This is a genomic window from Reyranella sp. (assembly GCF_965227665.1).
GTDB lineage: Bacteria > Pseudomonadota > Alphaproteobacteria > Reyranellales > Reyranellaceae > Reyranella.
In genome coordinates this window covers 370442-393167 of record NZ_OZ245767.1, presented here as the reverse complement: position 1 = coordinate 393167, position 22726 = coordinate 370442, and the positions used below count along the sequence as shown (strand labels likewise).

Below are 22726 nucleotides of genomic sequence, written 5' to 3'. Positions count from 1 at the left end.
ATCGCGCCGCGGCCTGTGGACTGTCAGGCATCGAGCACGCCATCTTTCAGCCGCACGGTGCGATCCATGCGGGCCGCCAGCTCCGGATTGTGGGTGGCGACCAGCGCCGCCATGCCGGTCTCCCGCACCAGCGCGAGCAATTGCTGAAACACCGTTTCCGAGGTCGTCGAATCGAGGTTGCCGGTGGGCTCGTCGGCCAGCAGAACACGCGGCGCGTTGGCCACCGCGCGGGCGATCGCCACGCGCTGCTGTTCACCGCCCGACAGGCGTCCCGGGCGATGGTCCAGCCGGTCACCGAGCCCGACCAGGCCCAGGAGATCGGCCGCCCGCTTCCGGGCCGCCCCGCGCGCCACACCGTTCAGCATCTGCGGCAGCATGACGTTCTCGACGGCCGAGAATTCCGGCAGCAGGTGATGATACTGATAGACGAAGCCCAGGAAGTTGCGGCGCAGGCCCGTACGCTCCCTGTCGGCCATCCGCACCGTCGCCTTGCCGTCGACCACGACCTCCCCCTCGTCGGGCCGTTCGAGAAGGCCCGCAATGTGCAGCAGGGTCGACTTGCCGCTTCCCGACTGGCCGACCATGGCCACGATCTCGCCGGCATGCAGGTCCACCGACACGCCGCGCAGCACGTCGAGCCGACGGTCACCCTGAACGAAGGTGCGGCGGATGCCCTGCAGGACAAGCGGCTTGGCGGTGTCACTCATGTCGCAATCCTTCGACCGGTTCGATCCGGGTGGCGCGCCAGGCCGGATAGGCCGCGGCGACGAGCGAAAGCACGATCGCCACGGCAATGATGAACGCCACCTCGACCGGGTCCACCCGAACCGGCATCGAGGTGATGAAGTCGACCTCGGCCCCGGCGGTGCCGGCGCCGCCGGTGACGTTCGCGAGCGCGCGGCCGATCGCGGGCATGTTGGCGCAGAGCAGCAGGCCCAGCGCCGCGCCGATCGCCGTGCCAACGACGCCGACCGCCGCTGCTGCCATGAAGAAGGCGCGAATGATCGTACCCGGTCCGGCGCCCATGGTCCGCAGGATCGCGATGCTGCCGCGCTTCACGCGCACCAGCATGGTGAAGCTCGCGACCACGTTCATGGCGGCCACGACGACGATCAGGGTCAGGATGATGAACATCATCACCCGCTCGACCTGCAGCGCACCGACGAAGCGCGCATTGAGGCCGAGCCAGTGCGACACGCGCAGATCTTCGCGGCCGAGCGACCGGCGCAGGTCCTCCGCCACCCTCGGCGCGGACTCCGGGTCCTTCAGGAACAGGTCGATCGAACTCACGGTTTCCTTGCCGTATTCGAGATCCTCCTGCAGCGCCGCCAGCGGAATGAACACCAGGGTGCTGTCGAACTCGTAGCGGCGGCTCAAGAAGGTGGCCAGGATGTCGTAGTCGCTGTAGCGCGGCGCGATCGTGCCGCCCTCGTTCAGCTGGTGGGTCACCACGGTCAGCGGCTCCCCGACCCTCACCTGCATCTGCTGGCGCAGCCGTTCGCCGATCACCAGCCCGGGCTTCGGGCCGAACTCCGCCAGATCGCCGAAGATGATGTTCCTCGACACGATGTCCCGATTGAGGAGATCCTCCCGCCGCACGCCGCGCAGCTGCGCACCGCGGGTCTGGCCGTGCCCGGTGACGAGAACCTGGCGCTCCAGCGTGAGCCGCACCGCCTCGACGCCGGGGACGTCCTTGAGCTTCGCCAGCAGATCGGGCGTGGCCTGCAGCAAGCCGCCGCGCGCCGCGACGATGACATGGCCGTTCATGCCGATGATCCGGCCCAGGAGCTGCTCGCGAAAGCCGCCCATGACCGAGAGAACGGCGATCAGCGTCCCGACCCCCAGCGCCACGCCGATCAGCGAGAACATCGCGATGAAGGAGACGAAGCCTTCGCGCTGGCGGGTGGCGAGGTAGCGCCAGGCGAGCCAGCGCTCGACGACGGGCGCGCGTTCACTCACGGCGGAGGCCCTCCACCGGGTCGAGGCGCGCTGCGCGGGCCGCCGGGTAGATCGAGGCTAGCAAGGCGAAGACAAGCGCCATGATCGCGATCCCCGCGACCTCGCTCCATTCGATCCGCGACGGCAGTTCGGCCAGCAAATAGAGGGTCTGGTCGAACAGCACGATGTCGAAGGTCCGCTGCAGCCACTGCCGGATCGCCTCGATGTTGCGCGCGAAGGCGAGCCCCAGCACGACGCCCAGGATCGTCCCGGCGCCTCCGATCGACAGCCCGTCGAGCAGGAAGATCCGCATGATGGCGGCCCGGCTGGCGCCCATGGTGCGCAGGATGGCGATGTCGGCTGTCTTCGTCCGCACCAGCATGACCAGGCTGGACACGATGTTGAAGGCCGCGACCAGCACGATCATCGTCAGGACCAGGAAGATCATGTTGGTCTGGGCGACGACGGCCGAGAAGAACCCGGCATTGGCCTGGAACCAGTCGAACACCCAGCCCTGCGTTCCCACCGCCTGCATCAGCAGCCGACGCGTCTCCGCGGTCGAGGCCTTGTCCGACACGAACACCTCGATGCCCGTGACGGTGGGCCCGAGGTTGAGCATGTGCTGGGCGTCCTGCAGCGGCGCGTACACGAAGTTGGAATCGTAGTCGTACATGCCGGTGCAGAAGATCGCGGCGACCTTCACCGCGGCCGAGCGCGGCATGACCCCGAGCGGCGTCGCGACGGAGACCGGCGACACCAGCTGCAGCCTGTCCCCCACCTTCAGGTTCATGAGGTCGGCCAGGCGGCGGCCGATCACAACGGTAAAGTCGTCGCCGAAGCCCTTGAGGGTGCCCCAGTCGATCGGCTTGTCGTCGTCGGACTTGCACAGCGTGCGATAGCGTTCGCGGTTTTCCGGCGATCCTTCGATCGCCGACGCGAGCGGCGGGCGGTTCCGAATGTCGTCGGGCCGCATCCCGCGCAGCACGATCCCGCGCACGCGGTCGCCGGCGACCGCCATGAGCTGGCCCTCGGCCGTCGGCGTGGCAGACTCGACGCCCGGCACCGCCGCCAGCCGCGCCAAGAAATCGGGCGTGGGCTCGAGGGGGCCGCCATTGGACTGGACGCCCAGCTGGCCGCTGATGCTCGACATCTGCGCCAGCATCTCGACGCGAAAGCCGTTCATCACCGACATCACGACGATGAGGGTCCCGACCCCCAGCGTGATGCCGATCAGCGAGAAGCCGGCGATCACCGAAATGAAGCCTTCCTCGCGGCGGGCCCGCAGGAAGCGGAAGGCAATCAGGCGTTCGGCGGCGAAGGACATGGCTGAGCCCTGTCCGCGGCTCAGCCGAACCGCGCGAGGACCTGTTCGGGCGCCAGCTCCTCGCGGGCGCCGGTCTTGCGGTTCTTGACCTCGAGCTTGCCCGCGGCGAGTCCCTTCGGGCCGACGATGACCTGCCAGGGGATGCCGATCAGGTCCATGTCGGCGAACTTGCCACCCGGCCGGATGTCGCGATCGTCGTGCAGCACCGCGACGCCCTTGGCCGAGAGCGCGTCGTAGAGCTTCTGGCAGGCGCCGCCGACGGCACCGTCGTCCGGCTTCAGGTTGACGATCGCCACCTTGAAGGGCGCCACCTCGTCGGGCCAGACGATGCCGGCATCGTCGTGGCTCGCCTCGATGATGCCGCCGACCAGGCGCGAGACGCCGATGCCGTAGGAGCCCATCTCGACGGTGATCTGCTCGCCGCCAGGGCCGGCGACAACGGCATTCATGGGCTTGGAGTACTTGGTGCCGAAATAGAAGATGTGGCCGACCTCGATGCCGCGCGCGGCGAGACGTTCGCCCTCGGGCAGCGCCTCGAAGGCCTTCGCGTCGTGCATCTCGTCGGTCGCCGCGTAGAGCGACGTCCACTCGTTCACGATCCCCTGCAGGTCCGACGAGTAATCGATCGTGCGGCTGAGGATGTCCTTGTCGACCAGCCCCTTGTGGCAGAACACGGCGCTCTCGCCGGTCTCGGCCAGGATGATGAACTCATGGCTGAGATCGCCGCCGATCGGCCCGGTGTCGGCGCGCATCGGGATCGCCTTCAGGCCCATCCGGGCGAAGGTGCGCAGATAGGCCACGAACATCCTATTGTACGAGTGGACCGCACCCGCCTTGTCGATGTCGAACGAGTAGTTGTCCTTCATCAGGAATTCGCGACCGCGCATGACGCCGAAGCGCGGACGGACCTCGTCCCGGAACTTCCACTGGATGTGATAGAGATTCTTCGGCAGGTCGCGATAGCTCTTCACGCCATCGCGAAAGAGCGTCGTGATCATTTCCTCGTTGGTCGGGCCGTACAGCATCTCGCGATCGTGGCGATCCTTGATGCGCAGCATCTCCGCCCCGTAGGCCTCGTAGCGGCCGCTTTCGCGCCACAGGTCGGCCGACTGGATGGTCGGCATCAGCACTTCCTGGGCACCCGCCCTGTCCTGCTCCTCGCGCACGATCCGCTCGATGTTGCGCAGGACCCGAAGGCCGAGCGGCAGCCAGGCATAGATGCCGGCGCTGGTCTGGCGGACGAGGCCGGCGCGCAGCATCAGCCGATGCGAAACGATCTGCGCTTCCGACGGAGTTTCCTTCATCGTCGGCAGAAAGTACTGGCTCATGCGCATGCGGAATCGGTCCTCGGTCGGGGTATCGGGATGGCGGCGGACTGTAGGGAACGGGTCGGCCAAAGGCAAACCTGGACGGTATGGCTGGCTTTTCACAGCCATGTGCCCGCACACTGGGCGCGACTTTCGGGGGGGAGCGGGATGCTGGAGCGACTTTTCAAGCTGAGCGAGAACAAGACCAACGTCCGGACCGAGCTCGTCGCCGGCCTCACGACGTTCCTGACGATGGCCTACATCATCTTCGTCAACCCTTCGATCCTGGCCGAGGCCAAGATGCCGTTCGGAGCCGTGTTCGCCGCCACCTGCGTGGCGGCGGCGGTGGGCTGCTTCCTGATGGCTTTCCTCGCCAACTATCCGATCGCCCTCGCCCCCGGCATGGGCCTCAACGCCTATTTCGCCTTCGGCGTGGTCGGTGGCATGGGCCACACCTGGCAGGTCGCGCTGGGCTGCGTCTTCATCTCCGGCATCATCTTCCTGATCATCAGCGTGCTGCCGATCCGGGAATGGATCGTCAACGCGATCCCGAAGTCGCTGAAGATGGCGATCGCAGCCGGCATCGGCCTCTTCCTGGCGCTGATCGCGCTGAAGAATGCCGGCATCGTCGTCGGCAATGCGGCGACCCTGGTCGCCCATGGCAAGATGACGAGCTGGCCGGTGGTGATGGCGGTCCTTGGCTTTGCCATCATCGTTGCCCTCGAACACCGCCGCGTCATGGGCGGCGTGATCATCGGCATTCTGGTCGTCACCGTGATCTCGATCCTGGCCGGGCATCAGAAGTTCGCCGGCATCTTCGACACCCCGCCCTCGATCGCGCCCGTGTTCCTCCAGATGGATCTTGCCGGTGCCCTGCAGGTCGGACTCGTGACGGTGGTCTTCGCCTTCCTGTTCGTCGACCTGTTCGACAATACCGGCACCCTGATCGCGCTGGCCCATCGCGGCGGCTTCATGCGGCCCGACGGAACCGTGCCGCGCCTGCGCGGCGCGCTCATTTCGGACAGCGCCTCCGCCATGATCGGCGCGGCCCTCGGGACCTCGACGACGACCAGCTACATCGAGAGCGCCTCGGGCATCAATGCCGGCGGCCGGACCGGGCTCACCGCTGCCGCCGTCGGCGTGCTGTTTCTGCTGGCTCTCTTTCTCTCGCCGCTCGCCGGATCGATCCCGGCCTATGCGACCGCGCCCGCCCTTCTCTATGTCGCGTGCCTGATGGCCCGCGGGCTCACCGAGATCGAATGGAACGACATCACCGAGGCGGCGCCGGCGGTGATCACGGCGATCGCCATGCCCTTCACCTTTTCGATTGCCGACGGCATCGCCTTCGGTTTCATCTCGTACGCCGGAATCAAACTTGCCGCCGGCCGGTATCGCGACATTCATCCGGCCGTGGCGATTCTCGCTGTGCTTTTCGTGATCAAATATGTGGTCATTGGATGATCAGCGAAATGGTGCGGACATTAGTTTGTCGTCGAACGACCTCGCCGTTGCAGATTCTTCTGTCCACCACCCATGGATGGAAAGAAAAGGTCTTGGCAATTCCCAGGCGACACGCTAAACAGCCTACGCGTTGGGCGTAGCCCGAGTTTAGGGAGGAGAGCGGCGGAAGCCGCCTACGACGAGTTTCGGGGGTAGAGGACGGCGGACCACTGGTCCGCCGTTTCCTTTTGGGGCGAATGGCCCTAGAGGGCCTCGGCTCAGGTTCCTTCGAGCCGCCTGAAACTCAGCAGATCGAGCTGATAGAATCCGTAGAAGGCGAGCCAGAGCACGGCCGCGACGATGGTCGTGATGATGGCCTTGCGCAGCAACTCCGGCCGTTCTGGCGCGCCGGTCTCCTGGCCCCTGCCCGGATTCTCGACACGCCTGACGCCCAGCGGCAGAACCATGAAAAGCGCGATCCACCAGATCACCAGGTAGACCATGATGCCGGTAGCCCAGCCCATGGCGCGATGCTCCTCAGACCTGTTCGAGTTCGATCAGCGTGCCGGTGAAGTCCTTGGGATGCAGGAACAGCACGGGCTTGTCGTGGGCGCCGATCTTGGGCTCGCCGTCGCCCAGCACGCGCGCGCCCTGCGACTTCAGCTTGTCGCGGGCGGCATAGATGTCCTCGACCTCGTAGCAGACATGGTGGATTCCACCGTCGGCATTGCGGGCAAGGAAATTGGCGATCGGCGACTTCTCGCCGAGCGGATGCAGGAGTTCGATCTTGGTGTTCGGCAGCTCGACGAAGACCACCGTCACGCCATGGGCCGGCTGCTCCTTGGGCGCGCTCACCTTGGCGCCCATCACGGTGCGATAGAGCTCGCTCGCCTTGGCCAGGTCCGGCACGGCGATCGCGATATGGTTCAGGCGTCCGATCATGGTCTTCTCCGGCGGCTGCGCGGCCTTTAGATGCGGACGATGTGCACGTCCGTCAACGGCTTCTTGCCGAGGTGCGCCCGCACGACGCGCCGGACGGCCTGGCGGGCCGCCTCCTCCATCCGCCGGTCGTCGGTGCGTTCGACGCTCTTGAGGTCGGCCAGCATCTCCGCCAGCGCATCCTCGATCGCCTCCTGTAGCTCGCCGTCGGCGTCGTCGATCCCGCGCAGCGAGACCTTCGGAGGCGCCAGCGGCTTGCCCCGCTTGTCCACCACCAGGGTCGCCGCGGCAGCGCCATTCCACAGCAGTTTGCGCCGTTCGCGCAGCGATTCCCCGTCGAGCGGGATCAGCGTGTCGCCGTCCCGGGCCAGCCGGCCGGAGAAGACGTGGTCGATGATCTCGGCCGGTCCCGGCGCCAGCCGCACCAGGGTGCCGTTGGGCGCCACGATCGTTTCCGGGACCTGGCAGGTCTTCGCCAGCTCGGCATGCTCCATCATATGCCGGACCTCGCCGTGGACCGGCAGCGCGATCTTGGGCCGGACCCACTGATAGACCCGTACCAGCTCGTCACGCGCCGGATGGCCCGAAACGTGGATATCGGCCTCGCGGTCGGTGATGACCTTCACGCCGCGGGCGATCAGCGCATTCTGCAGGCGCCCGACCGAATGCTCATTCCCCGGGATGACCCGCGACGAGAAGATGGCGGTGTCCCCGGCCTCGAGAACGAGATCGCGATGCTCTCCGCCGGCGAGTTTCGACATGGCGGCCCGCGGCTCGCCCTGGCTGCCGGTGCAGATGAACAGCACCTTGTCGCGCGGCAGGTAACCGGCCTGCTTCTCGGGCACGCATTCGGGGAAATCGAGCAGGTAGCCGCACTCCTGCGCCGATTCGAGCATGCGTGTGAGGGCGCGTCCCGACAGAACCGGATGGCGGCCGGCCGCAACCGCCGCCAGGGCGATACTCTCGACCCGCGCGAGGTTGGAGGCGAAGCAGGTAACGGCCACCCTGCCCGCGTGGCCGCGCACGAGCGCCTCGAGGTTCTTGCGGACCGTGGACTCCGACCCCGCCTCGCCTTCGACGAAGACGTTGGTGCTGTCGCAGACCATGGCGAGCGCGCCCTCGTCGCCGATGCGCTTCAGCATGGCCTCGTCGGTCAGGTCGCCCAGCAGCGGCTCGGGGTCGATCTTCCAGTCGCCCGTGTGGAAGATCGTGCCGAACTTCGTGCGGATTGCCATCGCATTCGGCTCGAGGATCGAATGCGTCATGGTGATCATTTCGAGCTCGAACGGCCCGAGGCTGAACTTGCCCCTCAGGGGGATCTCGGTGACCGGCACCTGATCCCTCAGGCCGGCATCGATCAGTTTGCGCTTCAGCACCGAGGCGGCGAAGGGCGTCGCATAGACCGGTGCCTTCAGCTGTGGCCACAGGTCGGCGACGGCGCCGAGATGGTCCTCGTGGGCATGGGTCAGGACGATGCCGACGAGGTCGCCGCGGCGTTCCACGATGAACTCGGGATCCGGCATCACCACCTCGACGCCGGCCATCGAACTGTCGGCGAAGCCGATGCCGAGATCGACCATCAGCCACTTGCCGGCCGTGCCGTAGAGGTTGAGGTTCATGCCGATCTCGCCGGCCCCACCGAGGGCCAGGAACAGCAGCTCGTCGTTCGACGGAACCGTCATCGGCTGTTGCGCCGCCAGATCTCCAGCAGGCCGAGCGACATCAGGTCGGGCTCGATGAAGTCGAACAGGCCGATCTCGTCCTTGAACACGCTGGCGAGGCCGCCTGTGGCGATCACCTTCATGGGCTCGCCATACTCCTCGCGGATGCGCCGGATCAGGCTTTCGATCAAGCCGACATAGCCCCAGAAGATGCCCGACTGCATGTTGGCTACGGTGTTCTTGCCGATCACGTGGGCCGGCTTCTCGACCCGGATGCGCGGGAGGCGCGCGGTCATCAGATAGAAGGCCTCGATCGTGAGCTCGACGCCCGGCGCGAACACACCGCCGATGAAATTGCCGTCCTTGTCGGCGAGATCGAAGGTCGTGGCACTTCCAAAGTCGATGGTGATCAGCGGCCCGCCATACTTCGTGTGGCCGGCGATGACGCCGACGAGGCGGTCGGCGCCCGCCTCGGCCGGCCGGTCGATCAGGACCTTGATGCCGAGATGGCAGTCGGGCTCGCCGACGATCAGCAGCTTGGTGTGGAAGTAGTTCTCGCAGAGGCGGCGCAGGTGGGTATTCACCGCCGGCACGACGCTGGCCAGGATCGCGCCCTTGATCGACTTGGGATCGAAGCCCTGCAGGTTCATGAGCTGGGTCACCCAGGCGGCATATTCGTCGGACGTGCGCTTGGACTCGGTGCGCAGGCGCCAGGCAGCGACGATCCTGTCCTCGTCGAACACGACGAACTTCGAGTTGGTGTTGCCAACGTCGATGGCCAGCAGCATTCCCGCCCTCCTCAGGCCGCCCGGCCCAGCAATTCACCCGACACGATCTTGCGCGGGCCCTCCGCCGTTTCCAGCAGAAGGGCCCCTTCGCGGTCCAGTCCGGCGAACCGGCCGCGGACGAGGCCCTCGCCCAGCCGGACGTCGACCTCGGCGCCCAGCGGTCCCGCCTTCGCGAGCCATTCGCGGCGTACCGTCTCGAACCCGTCCCGGCGCCACTTCGCCAGCCGGGTCGCCAGTGCGCGCGTGAGGCCTTCCAGCGCCGCCTCGACGGTGCCGCCCAGGGCCGCTGCCGGATACCGCATCTCGGGAAGCTGCGGCGCGAAGGTCACGTTCACCCCGATGCCGGCCACGACATGCTCGACCTGCCCGTCCTGGCCGATCGCGCTCTCCAGAAGGATGCCCGCGATCTTTCCGCCATCGACCAAGACATCGTTGGGCCATTTCAGGCGCACGCTGCGATCCGCCGGCACGAGGTCGCCGACCGCGAGCGCGGCCACGAAACCCAGCTCAGCGGCGCGCGGCGCCGCGCAGGCGGGCCGCAGGATCGTGGAACTGTAGAGATTGCCGACCGCCGAGGCCCAATTGCGCCCGCGGCGACCGCGACCGCCCGACTGTTCCCGCGCCCACACGACGGTGCCCTCGGGGGCTCCGCCATCGGCCAGGCGGATGGCTTCGTCGTTGGTGCTGCCGACGCTTTCGAGCGCGACCAGCGTCCACCCGTCCGGAAGGACGGGCATTCCTGTCACTGGAACAGACCCTTGGCGGCCGCTTCGGCGATCAGGCTGAGAGGCTGGGGAACCAGCGAGAAGATCGCGATCAGGAAGGCTGCCGCCAGCGCGACCACCCGATTGACGCCGAAGGCCGGACGGTCGATCGCTTCAGCCGGCTCGTCGAAGTACATCACCTTCACGATGCGCAGGTAGTAGTAAGAGGCGACCACGGAGGCGAGCACGCCCAGCACCGCCGGCACGTACAGCTTGGCCTCGACCGCGGCCATGAAGATGTAGAGCTTGCCCCAGAAGCCCGCGAGCGGCGGGATGCCGGCCAGCGAGAACATGAAGATCAGCATGCCCAGCGCCATCATCGGCTGACTGCGCGCGAGGCCGGCGAGATCGGAAACCTGCTCGACCATGATGTTGCGGCGCTTCATCATCAGGATGGTGGCGAAGACGCCCAGCGTCATGACCAGGTAGATGGCGAGATAGAAGACCACCGCCTGGATGCCGATCTCGGTGCCGCTGGCGACGCCCAGCAGGATGTAGCCAACATTGCCGATCGACGAGTAAGCCATCAGTCGCTTGATGTTCTGCTGGCGCAGCGCCGCGAAGGCACCCAGCGCCATCGACAGCACCGAGGCCACGACGATGATCTGCTGCCACTGCGCGAACAGCGGCTTGAACGGGCCCATCAGGACCGACACCAGCAGCGACAGGGCGGCGATCTTCGGCGCCACGGCAAACAGGGCCGTCACGGGCGTCGGTGCGCCCTCGTAGACGTCCGGCGTCCACATGTGGAACGGCACGGCCGAGACTTTGAAGGCGAGACCGGCGACCACGAACACCAGGCCGATGATCACCCCGATCTCGGTGGCGCGGCCGTCGGCCAGCGCGCCCGAGATCTGGACGAAGGCAGTGCCGCCGCAGAAGCCGTAGATCAGCGACGAGCCGAACAGCAGCATGCCCGAGGCGACCGAGCCCAGGACGAAATACTTCACGCCGGCCTCGGTGGAGCGCACGCTGTCGCGTTGGAACGCGGCGATGACGTAGAGCGCCAGCGACTGCAGCTCGAGGCCGACATACAGCGCCATCAGGTCATTGGCCGAGATCATCAGCATCATGCCGAGCGTCGCCAGGGCGACCAGGATCGGATACTCGAACCGCCAGGCCTTGGCCTGCTCGAAATAGGCGCGCGACATCAGGATGGCGACGGCGGAGCCCACCAGCACCATGACCTTCATGGTCGCGGTCAGGCGGTCGACGATAAACAGCGAGGAAAAGGCTGGCCCTTCGCGATACGGCAGGAACAGCAGCGCAGCCGTCACCAGCAGGGCGACCGAGGTCGCCACCGAGACGAACGGCGTGGCGATTTCACCCCGCACGACGCCGTAGATGAGCAACAGTGCGGTGGCCGCCGCGAGGAAGATTTCCGGGCGGGCCAGGGTCCAGGATTCGAGACCGACGATCATGTTCATTACTCCCGGCCGCTCACGGTACCAGCGCCGCGGTGCGGGCGAGCTTCAAAGCCGCCTGATAGTCGCCGATCAGCTTGTCCACCGCCGGCGCCATCGGGTCGAGGAAGGAATTGGGATAGACGCCCATCCAGATCGTGAGCAGCACCAGCGGCAAGAAGATCGCGATCTCGCGACCGTTCATGTCGAGGATGCCCTTCAACGAGTCCTTGGTGAGCTCGCCGAAGACGATCTTGCGATAGAGCCAGAGCGCGTAGGCAGCGCCCAGGATGAGGCTGGTCGCAGCCAGGAACGCCACCCAGGTATTGGCCTTGAACGCACCCAGCAGAACCAGGAACTCGCCGACGAAGCCCGACAGGCCGGGCAGACCGACGCTCGCCAAGGTGAAGAACAGGAAGGTGAAGGCGTAGCGCGGCATGCGATGCACGAGCCCGCCATAGGCCGCGATCTCGCGGGTATGCATGCGGTCGTAGACCACGCCGACGCAGAGGAAGAGCGCGGCCGACACGATGCCGTGGCTCAGCATCTGGAAGATCGAGCCCTGCACGCCCTGCATGTTCATGACGAAGGCGCCGATCGTCACGAAGCCCATGTGGGCGACCGACGAGTAGGCGATCAGCTTCTTCATGTCCTCCTGCACCAGCGCGACCAGCGAGGTGTAGATCACGGCCACGATGGAGAGGCCGAAGACCATCGGCGCGAAGTACTGCGTCGCCTCGGGGAACAGCGGGATCGAGAAGCGCAGGAAGCCGTAGCCGCCCATCTTCAGCAGCACACCCGCCAGGATGACGGAGCCCGCGGTCGGCGCCTCGACATGGGCGTCCGGCAGCCAGGTGTGGACCGGCCACATCGGCACCTTCACCGCGAACGAGGCAAAGAAGGCCAGCCACAGCCAGCACTGCCAGGTGAACGGCAGGTCGAGCTTCTCCATCACCGTCGGCAGGTCGGTCGTGCCCACCTGCCCGTACACGGCGATGATCGCCAGCAGCATCAGCACCGAGCCGAGCAGCGTGTAGAGGAAGAACTTGAAGGCCGCGTAGACGCGCCGCTTGCCGCCCCACACGCCGATGATCAGGAACATCGGGATGAGGACGCCTTCGAAGAAGATGTAGAACAGCGCCAGGTCGAGCGCGCAGAACATGCCGACCATGAAGGTCTCGAGCACGAGGAACGCGATCATGTATTCCTTGACGCGAACCTTGACCGACTCCCAGCTGGCCAGGATGCAGATCGGCGTCAGCAGGGTCGACAGCAGGACGAAGAACAGCGAGATGCCGTCGATCCCGGCGTGATAGCCGATATTGAGGGCCGGCACCCAGGCGACCTTCTCCTCGAACTGGAAGCCCGCTTTCGTGGGATCGAAGCGGATCCACAGAAGCAGCGAGATCAGGAAGGTTACCGTCGTGGTGACAATCGCCACGCTGCGGCAGTTGCGCTCGACGGCCTCTTTCGGGCCGTTGACGATCAGGCAGAACAGCGCTCCCACCAGAGGCAGGAACGTGATGAGGGAAAGGATAGGCCAGCTCGACATCGGGGGCCTTACCTCGCCGACAGCATGAAATAGGTGACCAGGCCGGCGACGCCGACCAGCATCACGAACGCGTAGTGATAGAGATAGCCGCTCTGGAAGCGCATCAGAATTCCCGCCATGTCCTGCGCTCGAGCGGCGACATTGTCGGGGCCGAGCCCGTCGATCGTGGCGCCGTCGCCCTTCTTCCAGAGGAAGCGGCCGATGGCCAGCGAGGGCTTCACGAACACCGCATCGTAGAGCTCGTCGAAGTACCACTTGTTATAGAAGAAGTCGTGCAGGCGCGGGAACGCCCTGACCGTGCGCTCCGGCATGTCGGTGCGCACGACATAATAGTAGTAGCTGAGCGCGATGCCGGCGATGGCGAGCGCCAGCGGCATCAGCTTCACCCACAGCGGCACTTCGTGGGCGTGGTGCAGGACCTCTTCCGTGGCCTTCACGGCGAGCGAATTGCCCCAGAAGGCGTGCCAGTCGTGGCCGACGAACCAGTCGTAGCCGACCAGGCCGGAGAAGGCCGCGCCGATGCCCAGCACGTAGAGCGGGATCATCATCACGATCGGCGATTCGTGGGCATGGTCCCAAGTGTGATGGTCGCCGCGATACTTGCCGTAGAAGGTCATGAACATCAGGCGGGTCGAGTAGAAGGCGGTCATGAAGGCGGCGACCACGCCCATCCAGTAGGCAAAGACGCCGACCGTCGTGTGCGTGCCGTAGGCCGACTCCAGCATGATGTCCTTGGAGTAGAAGCCCGCGAAGCCCAGGCCGTTGCCGAGGATGAACGGGATGCCGATGCCCGACAGTGCCAGGGTGCCGACCCACATGAGGATGAAGGTCTGCGGCGCCTTCTCGCGCACGCCGCCCATCTTGCGCATGTCCTGCTCGTGATGGAGGCAGTGGATCACCGAGCCCGAGCCCAGGAACAGCAGCGCCTTGAAGAAGGCGTGCGTCGTGAGGTGGAACATGGCGGCCGAGTAGCCGCCGACGCCGCAGGCGAAGAACATGTAGCCGAGCTGGCTGCAGGTCGAATAGGCGACGACCCGCTTGATGTCGAACTGGGTCAGGCCGACGGTCGCGGCGAAGAACGCGGTCAGCGCGCCGATGATCGTCACGACCATCGAAGCGGTCGGCGCCAGCTCGAACAGCGGCGACAGGCGGCAGACCATGAAGACGCCAGCGGTGACCATGGTGGCGGCATGGATCAGCGCCGACACCGGGGTCGGGCCCTCCATGGCGTCCGGCAGCCAGGTGTGCAGGCCGAGCTGGGCGGACTTGCCCATGGCGCCGACGAACAGCAAGAGGCAGGCGGTCTCCAGCGCCGGCAGATCCATGCCGAGGAACTGGATGCGCATCTGGGCCATCTGCGGCGCCTTGCCGAAGATCTCCTCGAAACCGACCGAGCCCGACAGCATCCAGACCGCGAAGATGCCCAGCGCGAAGCCGAAGTCGCCGACCCGGTTCACGATGAAGGCCTTCATGGCGGCGGCATTGGCCGACGGCTTGTCGTACCAGAAGCCGATCAGCAGGTAGGAAGCGAGGCCCACCCCTTCCCAGCCGAAGAAGAGCTGGACGAGGTTGTCGGCCGTCACCAGCATCAGCATGAAGAAGGTGAACAGGCTGAGATACGCCATGAAGCGCGGGATGCTGGGATCGTCTTCCATGTAGCCGATGGAATAGATGTGGACCATCGACGACACGCCGGTGACCACGATCAGCATGACGGCGGTCAGCGTGTCGACGCGCAGCGCCCAGGAGATGTCGAGGGTTCCCGATTCCATCCAGGAGAAGAGCTTCACCACGATCAGCTTCTCGGTGCCGAAGCCGATCTTGACGAAGACGAAGACCGACAGGGCGGCCGCGATCAGCAGGGCCGCGCAGGTTATGATCTGCGCGGGACGTGCGCCGATCACGCGACAGAAGAAGCCGGCGATCGCCGCCGCGACCAGCGGCAGGAAGACGATGAGCTTGATGGCGAGATCCATGATGAGTGCGCCCTAGCCCTTCATCGCGTTGATGTCTTCGACTTCGATCGTTCCGCGGTTACGGAAGTAGACCACCAGGATCGCCAGTCCGATCGCCGCCTCGGCGGCGGCCACGGTCAGCACCAGCAGGGCGAAGACCTGCCCGACGACATTGCCCTGGAAGACCGAGAAGGCCACCAGATTGATGTTCACCGCGAGCAGCATCAGCTCGACGCACATCAGGATGACGATGACGTTCTTGCGGTTCAGGAAGATGCCGAGGATGCCCATCGTGAACAGCACGGCGGCGACCGTGAGGTAGTGGCCCAGCCCGATCGTCATCACACCCCTCCCCGGGTCGGCACTTTGACCACCGAGATCGACTGTTCCTTCGTGCGGTTGATCTGCTCGCCCGCCTTCTGTCGGCGGACGCCCGGCCGGCTCCGCAGGGTCAACACGATGGCGCCGATCATGGCGACCAGCAGCACCAGGCCCGCCACCTGGAAGAGGTAGAAGTACTGGGTGTAGAGCACCCGGCCGATGGCGCGGGTATTGTCGATCGCCATCACCTGCGCGCCATGCGCGTTCAGGCCCGCGACGGTCGTCGAGCCGGCGCCGATGATGCCGACACCGAGCAGCAGCTCCGCGAACAGGACGGCGCCGATCAACGCCCCTACGGGGAAGTAATCGAGGAAGCCCTCACGCAGTTCCGTGAGATTGATGTCGAGCATCATGACCACGAAGAGGAAGAGCACCGCGACCGCGCCTACATAGACGATGACCAGGATCATCGCGATGAACTCGGCGCCGATCAGCAGGAACAGCCCGGCGGCGTTGAAGAACGCCAGGATCAGGAACAGCACCGAATAGACGGGATTGCGCGAGACCACGACCATGGCGGCCGCAGCCACCGTGATCGCGGCGAAGACGTAGAAGGCCAGGGCCTGAAGTATCATGATCTGTCTCTCCCCCCGCCCGGCTCAGCGATACGCCGCTTCGGAGTGGAGGTTCGCCGCGATCAGGGTCTCCCAACGGTCACCGTTCGCGAGCAGCTTGTCCTTGTTGTACATGAGTTCCTCGCGCGTCTCGGTCGAGAACTCGAAGTTCGGCCCCTCCACGATCGCGTCGACCGGGCAGGCCTCCTGGCAGAAGCCACAATAGATGCACTTCGTCATGTCGATGTCGTAGCGCGTTGTGCGGCGGCTGCCGTCGTCGCGCGGCTCGGCTTCGATGGTGATGGCCTGGGCCGGGCAGATCGCCTCGCACAGCTTGCAGGCGATGCAGCGCTCCTCGCCGTTGGGATAGCGGCGCAGGGCGTGCTCGCCGCGGAAGCGCGGGCTGAGCGGACCCTTCTCGTAGGGGTAGTTCACCGTCACCTTGGGCTTGAACATGTACTTCAGGGTGAGGGCAAAGCCCGCCAGCAGCTCGGTGAGCAGGAAGGCGCGCGCGGTACGGTCGAGGGAAGCCATTGGCGATTGCTCCTAGGGCTTCGGCAGCCAGCCGCCGAACGTCAGGACGGCAGCGGTGAGGACGACCCAGCCCAGCGATACGGGCAGGAACACCTTCCAGCCCAGCCGCATCAGCTGGTCGTAGCGGTAACGAGGCAGCGTGCCCTTGGTCCAGCTGAAGATGAACAGCAGGAAGGCGATCTTGAGGGCGAACCACACGACGCCCGGCACCAGGGTGAACGGCGCATAGGGGATCGGCGAGTGCCAGCCGCCCAGGAACAGGACCGCGCCCAGGGCAGAGAGCAGGATCATGTTGGCGTATTCGCCGAGGAAGAACAGGCCGAAGGTCATGGCCGAGTATTCGGTGTGGAAGCCCGCCACCAGCTCGGCTTCCGACATCGGCAGGTCGAACGGCGTGCGGTTCGTCTCGGCGAGCGCCGAGATGAAGAAGATCACGAACATCGGCAGCAGCGGCAGCCAGAACCAGTTCCAGAACCAGCCGGACTGGGCCAGCACGACGTGCGACAGGTTGAGCGAGCCGACGCAGAGCAGGACGGTGATCAGCACGAAACCGATCGAGACTTCGTAGGACACCATCTGTGCCGCCGAGCGCAGCGCACCCAGGAAGGCGTACTTCGAGTTCGAGGCCCAGCCCGCGATGATGATGCCGTAGACGCCCAGCGACGAGATGGCGAAGAGATAGAGGATGCCGACGTTGATGTCGGCGATGACCCAGCCGTCGTCGAACGGCACCACCGCCCAGGCGACCAGCGCGGTCATGAAGGCGATCATCGGCGCGATGATGAACAGGACGCCGTTGGCGCTCGACGGGACGATCGTCTCCTTGAGTACCAGCTTCAGGCCGTCGGCAAAGGGCTGCAGCAGACCGAACGGACCGACCACGTTGGGGCCGCGGCGCAGCTGGATCGAGGCCCAGACCTTGCGGTCGACATAGGTCATGTAGGCCACGGACACGAGCAGCGGCACGGTCACGGCGAGGCACTGCGCCAGCATGACGATCGCCATGCCCAGCCAGTTGGTCGTGAAGAAGCTGATCAGATCGGCGTACATGCCCTACTCCGCCGCCATGAGATGCGCCCGCGAGGCCATGCAGTCGGCCATGGTCTTCGACGCGCGGCTGATCGGACAGGTCATGTAGAAGTTCGGCACCGCCGACTTCAGCGGTGCATCCGAGGTCGCGCCGGGCTTGCCGACCGGCCCCCAGGCGCCCGGCGCCTGCTGGTCGATCGCCGCGAAGATCTTGTTCACGGCCACGAGCCGCGCGCGGACCTGATGAACCGTGTCGTAGGGCAGCGTCTTGCCCAGCCGCTCCGAGAGCGCGCGCAGGATCGCCCAGTCCTCGCGGGCGTCGCCCGGCGGATAGCCGGCGCGCCGGCCGACCTGAACGCGGCCTTCGGTGTTCACGTAGATACCGGGCTTCTCCGTATAGGCGGCGCCCGGCAGGATGACGTCGGCGCGATGGGCGCCGGCGTCGCCATGATGGCCCTGGTAGATCACGAAGGCCTTGCCGAGTTTCGTCGTGTCGATCTCGTCGGCGGCCAGCAGGAAGACCGCCTCGATCTCCTTCTTCTGGCAGCCGTCCAGGATCGCGGCGACATCGCGGCCGCCCTCGCCCGGCACCAGGCCGAGGTCGAGGCCGCCGACGCGCGCCGCCGCCGTATGCAGCACGGCAAAGCCGTTCCAGTCGTCGCGGACCGCGTTCAGCTTGCCGGCGAGTTCGTAGGCCATCGCCAGCACCGCGGCGCCGTCCTCGCGGGCGAGCGCGCCCATGCCGACCACGATCAGCGGATGCTTCGCGTCCTTGAGCTTTTCGAAGAAGCCGAGCTTGCCGTCGACCAGGTCCCGCAAGGTCGCGGGGCCGGCGCCCAGCCGCTCGACCGGATAGGTCAGGTCCTCGGCGGTGCCGATGCTGGCGACCGGGCACTTGCCGTGGAGATAGCGCTTGCGGATGCGCGCATTGAGAACCGGCGCCTCCGTGCGCGGGTTGGTGCCGATCAGCAGGATGGCATCCGCCTGGTCGATGCCGCGGACGCCGGCATTGAAGATGTAGCTGCCGCGCGGCCCGTCGATCTTGGCGCCGTCCTGGCGGCAGTCGACATTGGGTGAGCCCAGTGCAGCCATGAGATCCTTCAGCGCCACCATCGATTCGGCGTCGCACTGATCGCCGACGATCGCCGCGATCTTGCTGCCGTCCAGACCGTTCAGCTTGGCGGCGATGGCGGCAAACGCCTGATCCCAGGTCGCTTCGACCAGCTTGCCCTTGGTGCGGACATAGGGCCGGTCGAGCCGCTGGTGACGCAGCCCGTCGATCGCGTGGCGCGTCTTGTCGGAGATCCACTCCTCGTTCACGTCGTCGTTGAGGCGCGGCAGCACGCGCATGACCTGCGCGCCGCGCGAATCGATGCGGATGTTGGAGCCGAGCGCATCCAGAACGTCGACCGACTCGGTCTTCGTCAGCTCCCAGGGACGCGCCTCGAACGCGTAGGGCTTCGAGGTCAGCGCGCCGACCGGGCAGAGATCGACCAGGTTGCCGGCGAGCTCCGTCGACAGCGCCTGCTCGACATAGGTCGTGACTTCCATGCTCTCGCCGCGACCGGTGGCGCCGAGCTGCTCGACGCCGGCGACCTCGGTCGCGAAGCGGATGCAGCGCGTGCAATGGATGCAGCGGTTCATCGATGTCTTGACGAGCGGACCCAGTTCCTTGTCCGGCACCGCGCGCTTGTTCTCGTGATAGCGGCTGCGGTCGAAACCGTAGGCCATCGCCTGGTCCTGCAGGTCGCACTCGCCGCCCTGGTCGCAGATCGGGCAATCGAGCGGATGGTTGATCAGCAGGAATTCCATCACGCCCTTGCGCGCCTTCTGCACGGTCGGGGTCTGGGTGAAGATTTCCTGCTTGTCGGCCACGGGAAGCGCGCAGCTCGCCTGCGGCTTGGGCGGGCCGGGCTTCACCTCGACGAGGCACATGCGGCAGTTGCCGGCGATCGACAGGCGGTCGTGATAGCAGAAGCGCGGAATCTCGACGCCCGCCAACTCGCAGGCCTGCAGCACGGTGATGCCGGCCGGCACCTCGATTTCGACGCCGTCGATCTTGACCTTGGGCATTGCCTGCTCCCCGCCCCGCCTACTCGGCTGCCAGTTTTTCGGTGCGCGCGCGGATGCGGCGCTCCATCTCGGGCCGGAAATGCCGGATCAGGCCCTGGATCGGCCACGCCGCCGCGTCGCCCAGCGCGCAGATCGTGTGGCCTTCCACCTGCTTGGTGACATCCTCGAGCGCATCGATCTCTTCAAGCCGCGCATTGCCGGTGACCATGCGTTCCATGACGCGCCACATCCAGCCGGTGCCCTCGCGACATGGCGTGCACTGGCCGCAGCTCTCATGCTTGTAGAAGTAGCTGAGCCGCGCGATCGCCTTCACGACGTCGGTCGACTTGTCCATGACGATGACCGCCGCCGTGCCGAGGCCCGAGCGCTGGTCGCGCAGCGAGTCGAAGTCCATCAGGACCGTGTCGCAGATCGCCTTCGGCAGCAGCGGCACCGAGGCGCCGCCCGGAATCACCGCCAGCAGATTGTCCCAGCCGCCGCGCACGCCGCCGCAATGGCGCTCGATCAGCTCGCGCAGCGGGATGCCCATCTCCTCTTCCACGTTGCACGGCCGGTTCACGTGACCGGAGATGCAGAAGAGCTTGGTGCCGGTGTTGTTGGGCCGGCCGATGCCCGCGAACCAGGCCGCGCCGCGGCGCAGGATGGTCGGCGCGACGGCGATCGACTCGACGTTGTTCACCGTGGTCGGGCAGCCATAGAGGCCGGCGCCCGCCGGGAACGGCGGCTTCAGCCGCGGCATGCCCTTCTTGCCCTCGAGGCTCTCGAGCAGCGCCGTTTCCTCGCCGCAGATATAGGCGCCGGCGCCGCGATGGACGTAGAGGTCGAAATCCCAGCCGGAGCCGCAGGCGTTCTTGCCCAGCAGGCCCGCATCATAGGCCTCCTGGATCGCGGCGATCAGGTGCTGGGCCTCGTTGTAGAACTCGCCGCGCACGTAGATGTAGCCGGCATGGGCACGCATCGCGAAGCCCGCGACGAGGCATCCCTCGATCAGCAGGTGCGGATCGTGACGCATGATGTCGCGATCCTTGCAGGTGCCGGGCTCCGACTCGTCGGCATTGACGACGAGATAGTGCGGCCGGTCCTTCACTTCCTTGGGCATGAAGGACCACTTCATGCCGGTCGGGAAGCCGGCGCCACCGCGGCCGCGCAGACCCGACTTCTTCATCTCGTCGATGATCCAGTCGACGCCCTTGTCGAGGATCGCCTTGGTATTGTCCCACGCGCCGCGGGCGCGCGCACCGGCCAGGCGCCAGTCCTGGGCGCCGTAAAGATTGGTGAAGATGCGGTCCTTGTCGCCGAGCATCGTCTATTCGCCCTTCAGCGTTGTCAGGCCGCCCTCGGGCGCCGACGTCTGGCGGTCCACCTGGGGTCCGGGCTTGGGCGTCTCGCCGCGCCGGAACGCGTCGAGCACCTTGTTCATCGAAGCCTCGTCGAGGTCTTCGTAGAAATCGTCGTTCACCTGCACGACCGGCGCGTTCACGCAGGCGCCGAGGCACTCGACTTCCTGCACGCTGAACGTCTCGCCATCGGCGGCATGCTGGCAGGCCTTCATGACCGCGTCCGAGCCGCGCAGCCAGCACGGCGTCGTGGTGCAGACCTGCAGCAGGTACTTACCCTTCGGTCGCAGCTGGAACATCGTATAAAACGTCGCGATCTCGTAGACGCGGATCGGCGCCATATCGAGGATGCGCGCCACCTCGTTCATCGCCGCGCGCGGCAGCCAGCCCTGCTGGCGCTGCGCCAGGTCCAGCACCGCGATGACGGCGCTCGCCTGACGGCCCGGCGGGTAATGGGCAATCTGTTCCTCGACCTTCGCCATGTATTCGGGCGTGAAGGAAAAGCTCGCGACCTGCGGGACGTCCTTCGGGTCGGCGGTGATCATCGCCATCGCATCGTCTCCTAGCGGTCGATCTCGCCGAACACGATGTCGAGCGAGCCGATGTTCGCCGACATGTCGGCGAGCTGGTGTCCCTTGGTCATCATTTCGAGCGCCTGCAGGTGCGGGAATCCGGGAGCGCGGATCTTGCAGCGGTACGGCTTGTTGGTGCCGTCGGACACCAGGTAGACGCCGAATTCGCCCTTGGGCGCCTCGACCGCCGTGTAGGTCTCGCCGGCGGGCACCTTGTAGCCCTCGGTGTAGAGCTTGAAGTGATGGATCAGCGCTTCCATCGAACCCTTCATCTCGCCGCGGCGCGGCGGCGAGATCTTGCGGTCGTCGACCCGCACCGGCCCGCCGACCTTGCGCAGCGCGGCAATGCACTGCTCCATGATGCGGGCGCTCTGATACATCTCCTCGATGCGCACGAGGTAGCGCGCATAGCAGTCGCCGGTCTTGCCGACCGGGATGTCGAAATCCATGCGGTCGTAGACGTCGTAGGGCTGCGACTTGCGCAGGTCCCACGGCAGGCCGGAAGCGCGGATCAGCGGACCGGAGAATCCCCAGTCGAGCGCCTGCTCCGCCGAAACCACGCCGATGTCGACCGTCCGCTGACGGAAGATGCGGTTCTCGTTCAGCAGGCTCTCGACGTCCTTCATGAACGGATAGAACTGCTTGATCCATCCATCCATCGAATCGAGCATGCCCGCCGGCAGGTCCTGGTGGACGCCGCCCGGTCGGAAATAGGCCGCGTGCATGCGCGAGCCACTCACCTGCTCGTAGTACTCCATCAGCAGCTCGCGCTGCTCGAAGCCCCAGAGCGGCGGTGTGAGCGCGCCGACGTCCATCGCGAAGGTCGTGACGTTCAGCAGATGGTTGAGGATGCGCGTGATCTCGGAGAACAGCACGCGGATGTACTGGCCGCGCTCCGGCGCCTCGATGCCCAGCAGCTTCTCGACCGCGAGCGCGTAGGCATGCTCCTGGTTCATCGGCGAGACGTAGTCGAGCCGGTCGAAGTACGGCACCGCCTGCAGGTAGCTCTTGTACTCGATCAGCTTCTCGGTGCCGCGATGCAGCAGCCCGATATGCGGATCGCAGCGCTCGACGATCTCGCCGTCCATCTCGACGACGAGACGCAGCACGCCGTGGGCCGCCGGATGCTGCGGCCCGAAGTTCATGGTCAGTGTCTTGATTTCGACGTCGGACAT

General features: G+C 66.1%; 21 protein-coding genes. 1 reads left to right on the top strand and 20 read right to left on the bottom strand.

Annotated features, from left to right (window positions below; translation table 11 throughout):
* Nucleotides 1-23 precede the first annotated feature (23 nt).
* From ACO07I_RS01965 to proS, 4 genes are read right to left on the bottom strand one after another with little or no spacing between them, the layout of a single operon-like run.
* Complete coding sequence (locus ACO07I_RS01965) at nucleotides 24-707, bottom strand: ABC transporter ATP-binding protein (protein ID WP_422013777.1); 684 nt, start codon at nucleotides 705-707, stop codon at nucleotides 24-26.
* Entirely contained in the window at nucleotides 700-1959 is a 1260-nt protein-coding gene (locus ACO07I_RS01960) for an ABC transporter permease (RefSeq protein WP_422013775.1), read from the bottom strand. Before ACO07I_RS01960 ends, ACO07I_RS01965 begins: the two co-directional genes overlap by 8 nt.
* On the bottom strand, nucleotides 1952-3262 hold the full coding sequence (locus ACO07I_RS01955) for a lipoprotein-releasing ABC transporter permease subunit (RefSeq protein WP_422013773.1): 1311 nt from the start codon (nucleotides 3260-3262) through the stop codon (nucleotides 1952-1954). The genes ACO07I_RS01960 and ACO07I_RS01955 overlap by 8 nt, the downstream gene beginning before the upstream one ends.
* Nucleotides 3263-3282: 20 nt before the next feature.
* Nucleotides 3283-4596 carry a proline--tRNA ligase gene (gene proS / locus ACO07I_RS01950; protein ID WP_422013771.1) on the bottom strand — a complete coding sequence of 438 codons (1314 nt, stop codon included), beginning with the start codon at nucleotides 4594-4596 and terminating at the stop codon, nucleotides 3283-3285.
* 141 nt (nucleotides 4597-4737) lie between these two features.
* Here proS and ACO07I_RS01945 point away from each other — a divergent pair, with 141 nt between their 5' ends.
* Nucleotides 4738-6030, top strand: coding sequence for an NCS2 family permease (locus ACO07I_RS01945; RefSeq protein ID WP_422013769.1), 1293 nt, complete (start codon nucleotides 4738-4740; stop codon nucleotides 6028-6030).
* Between the two features lie 257 nt (nucleotides 6031-6287).
* On the opposite strand, the gene ACO07I_RS01940 is transcribed toward ACO07I_RS01945, so the two are convergent.
* Genes ACO07I_RS01940 through ACO07I_RS01865 form a run of 16 tightly spaced genes read right to left on the bottom strand, consistent with a single transcriptional unit; the run spans nucleotide 6288 to nucleotide 22726 of the window.
* Entirely contained in the window at nucleotides 6288-6533 is a 246-nt protein-coding gene (locus tag ACO07I_RS01940) for a DUF1467 family protein (protein ID WP_422013767.1), read from the bottom strand.
* Nucleotides 6534-6546: 13 nt separating this feature from the next.
* Nucleotides 6547-6951 carry a methylmalonyl-CoA epimerase gene (gene mce, locus ACO07I_RS01935; RefSeq protein WP_295136855.1) on the bottom strand — a complete coding sequence of 135 codons (405 nt, stop codon included), beginning with the start codon at nucleotides 6949-6951 and terminating at the stop codon, nucleotides 6547-6549.
* A gap of 26 nt (nucleotides 6952-6977) precedes the next feature.
* A complete protein-coding gene (locus ACO07I_RS01930) occupies nucleotides 6978-8630 on the bottom strand; it encodes a ribonuclease J (RefSeq protein ID WP_422013765.1) in 1653 nt (550 codons plus the stop codon).
* On the bottom strand, nucleotides 8627-9397 hold the full coding sequence (locus ACO07I_RS01925; RefSeq protein ID WP_422013763.1) for a type III pantothenate kinase: 771 nt from the start codon (nucleotides 9395-9397) through the stop codon (nucleotides 8627-8629). Before ACO07I_RS01925 ends, ACO07I_RS01930 begins: the two co-directional genes overlap by 4 nt.
* A gap of 11 nt (nucleotides 9398-9408) precedes the next feature.
* Nucleotides 9409-10134 carry a biotin--[acetyl-CoA-carboxylase] ligase gene (locus tag ACO07I_RS01920; protein WP_422013761.1) on the bottom strand — a complete coding sequence of 242 codons (726 nt, stop codon included), beginning with the start codon at nucleotides 10132-10134 and terminating at the stop codon, nucleotides 9409-9411.
* A 5-nt stretch (nucleotides 10135-10139) separates the two neighbouring features.
* Nucleotides 10140-11582: an NADH-quinone oxidoreductase subunit NuoN gene (gene nuoN, locus ACO07I_RS01915; RefSeq protein WP_422013759.1), complete on the bottom strand. Its 1443-nt coding sequence runs from the start codon at nucleotides 11580-11582 to the stop codon at nucleotides 10140-10142.
* A gap of 19 nt (nucleotides 11583-11601) precedes the next feature.
* On the bottom strand, nucleotides 11602-13116 hold the full coding sequence (locus ACO07I_RS01910; protein ID WP_422013757.1) for an NADH-quinone oxidoreductase subunit M: 1515 nt from the start codon (nucleotides 13114-13116) through the stop codon (nucleotides 11602-11604).
* An 8-nt stretch (nucleotides 13117-13124) separates the two neighbouring features.
* Complete coding sequence (gene nuoL, locus ACO07I_RS01905; RefSeq protein WP_422013755.1) at nucleotides 13125-15092, bottom strand: NADH-quinone oxidoreductase subunit L; 1968 nt, start codon at nucleotides 15090-15092, stop codon at nucleotides 13125-13127.
* Between the two features lie 12 nt (nucleotides 15093-15104).
* A complete protein-coding gene (gene nuoK / locus ACO07I_RS01900; protein WP_422013753.1) occupies nucleotides 15105-15413 on the bottom strand; it encodes an NADH-quinone oxidoreductase subunit NuoK in 309 nt (102 codons plus the stop codon).
* A complete protein-coding gene (locus ACO07I_RS01895) occupies nucleotides 15413-16027 on the bottom strand; it encodes an NADH-quinone oxidoreductase subunit J (protein WP_422013751.1) in 615 nt (204 codons plus the stop codon). Before ACO07I_RS01895 ends, nuoK begins: the two co-directional genes overlap by 1 nt.
* Nucleotides 16028-16051: 24 nt before the next feature.
* On the bottom strand, nucleotides 16052-16540 hold the full coding sequence (nuoI, locus tag ACO07I_RS01890) for an NADH-quinone oxidoreductase subunit NuoI (protein ID WP_298308953.1): 489 nt from the start codon (nucleotides 16538-16540) through the stop codon (nucleotides 16052-16054).
* Nucleotides 16541-16552: 12 nt separating this feature from the next.
* On the bottom strand, nucleotides 16553-17578 hold the full coding sequence (gene nuoH / locus ACO07I_RS01885) for an NADH-quinone oxidoreductase subunit NuoH (RefSeq protein ID WP_324504805.1): 1026 nt from the start codon (nucleotides 17576-17578) through the stop codon (nucleotides 16553-16555).
* Between the two features lie 15 nt (nucleotides 17579-17593).
* Nucleotides 17594-19642 carry an NADH-quinone oxidoreductase subunit NuoG gene (gene nuoG, locus ACO07I_RS01880; RefSeq protein WP_422013749.1) on the bottom strand — a complete coding sequence of 683 codons (2049 nt, stop codon included), beginning with the start codon at nucleotides 19640-19642 and terminating at the stop codon, nucleotides 17594-17596.
* A gap of 19 nt (nucleotides 19643-19661) precedes the next feature.
* On the bottom strand, nucleotides 19662-20945 hold the full coding sequence (gene nuoF / locus ACO07I_RS01875) for an NADH-quinone oxidoreductase subunit NuoF (protein WP_422013747.1): 1284 nt from the start codon (nucleotides 20943-20945) through the stop codon (nucleotides 19662-19664).
* 3 nt (nucleotides 20946-20948) lie between these two features.
* Nucleotides 20949-21530 (bottom strand): NADH-quinone oxidoreductase subunit NuoE, encoded by a 582-nt coding sequence (gene nuoE, locus ACO07I_RS01870; RefSeq protein WP_422013745.1) that lies wholly within the window; start codon nucleotides 21528-21530, stop codon nucleotides 20949-20951.
* Nucleotides 21531-21541: 11 nt separating this feature from the next.
* On the bottom strand, nucleotides 21542-22726 hold the full coding sequence (locus tag ACO07I_RS01865; protein ID WP_422013743.1) for an NADH-quinone oxidoreductase subunit D: 1185 nt from the start codon (nucleotides 22724-22726) through the stop codon (nucleotides 21542-21544).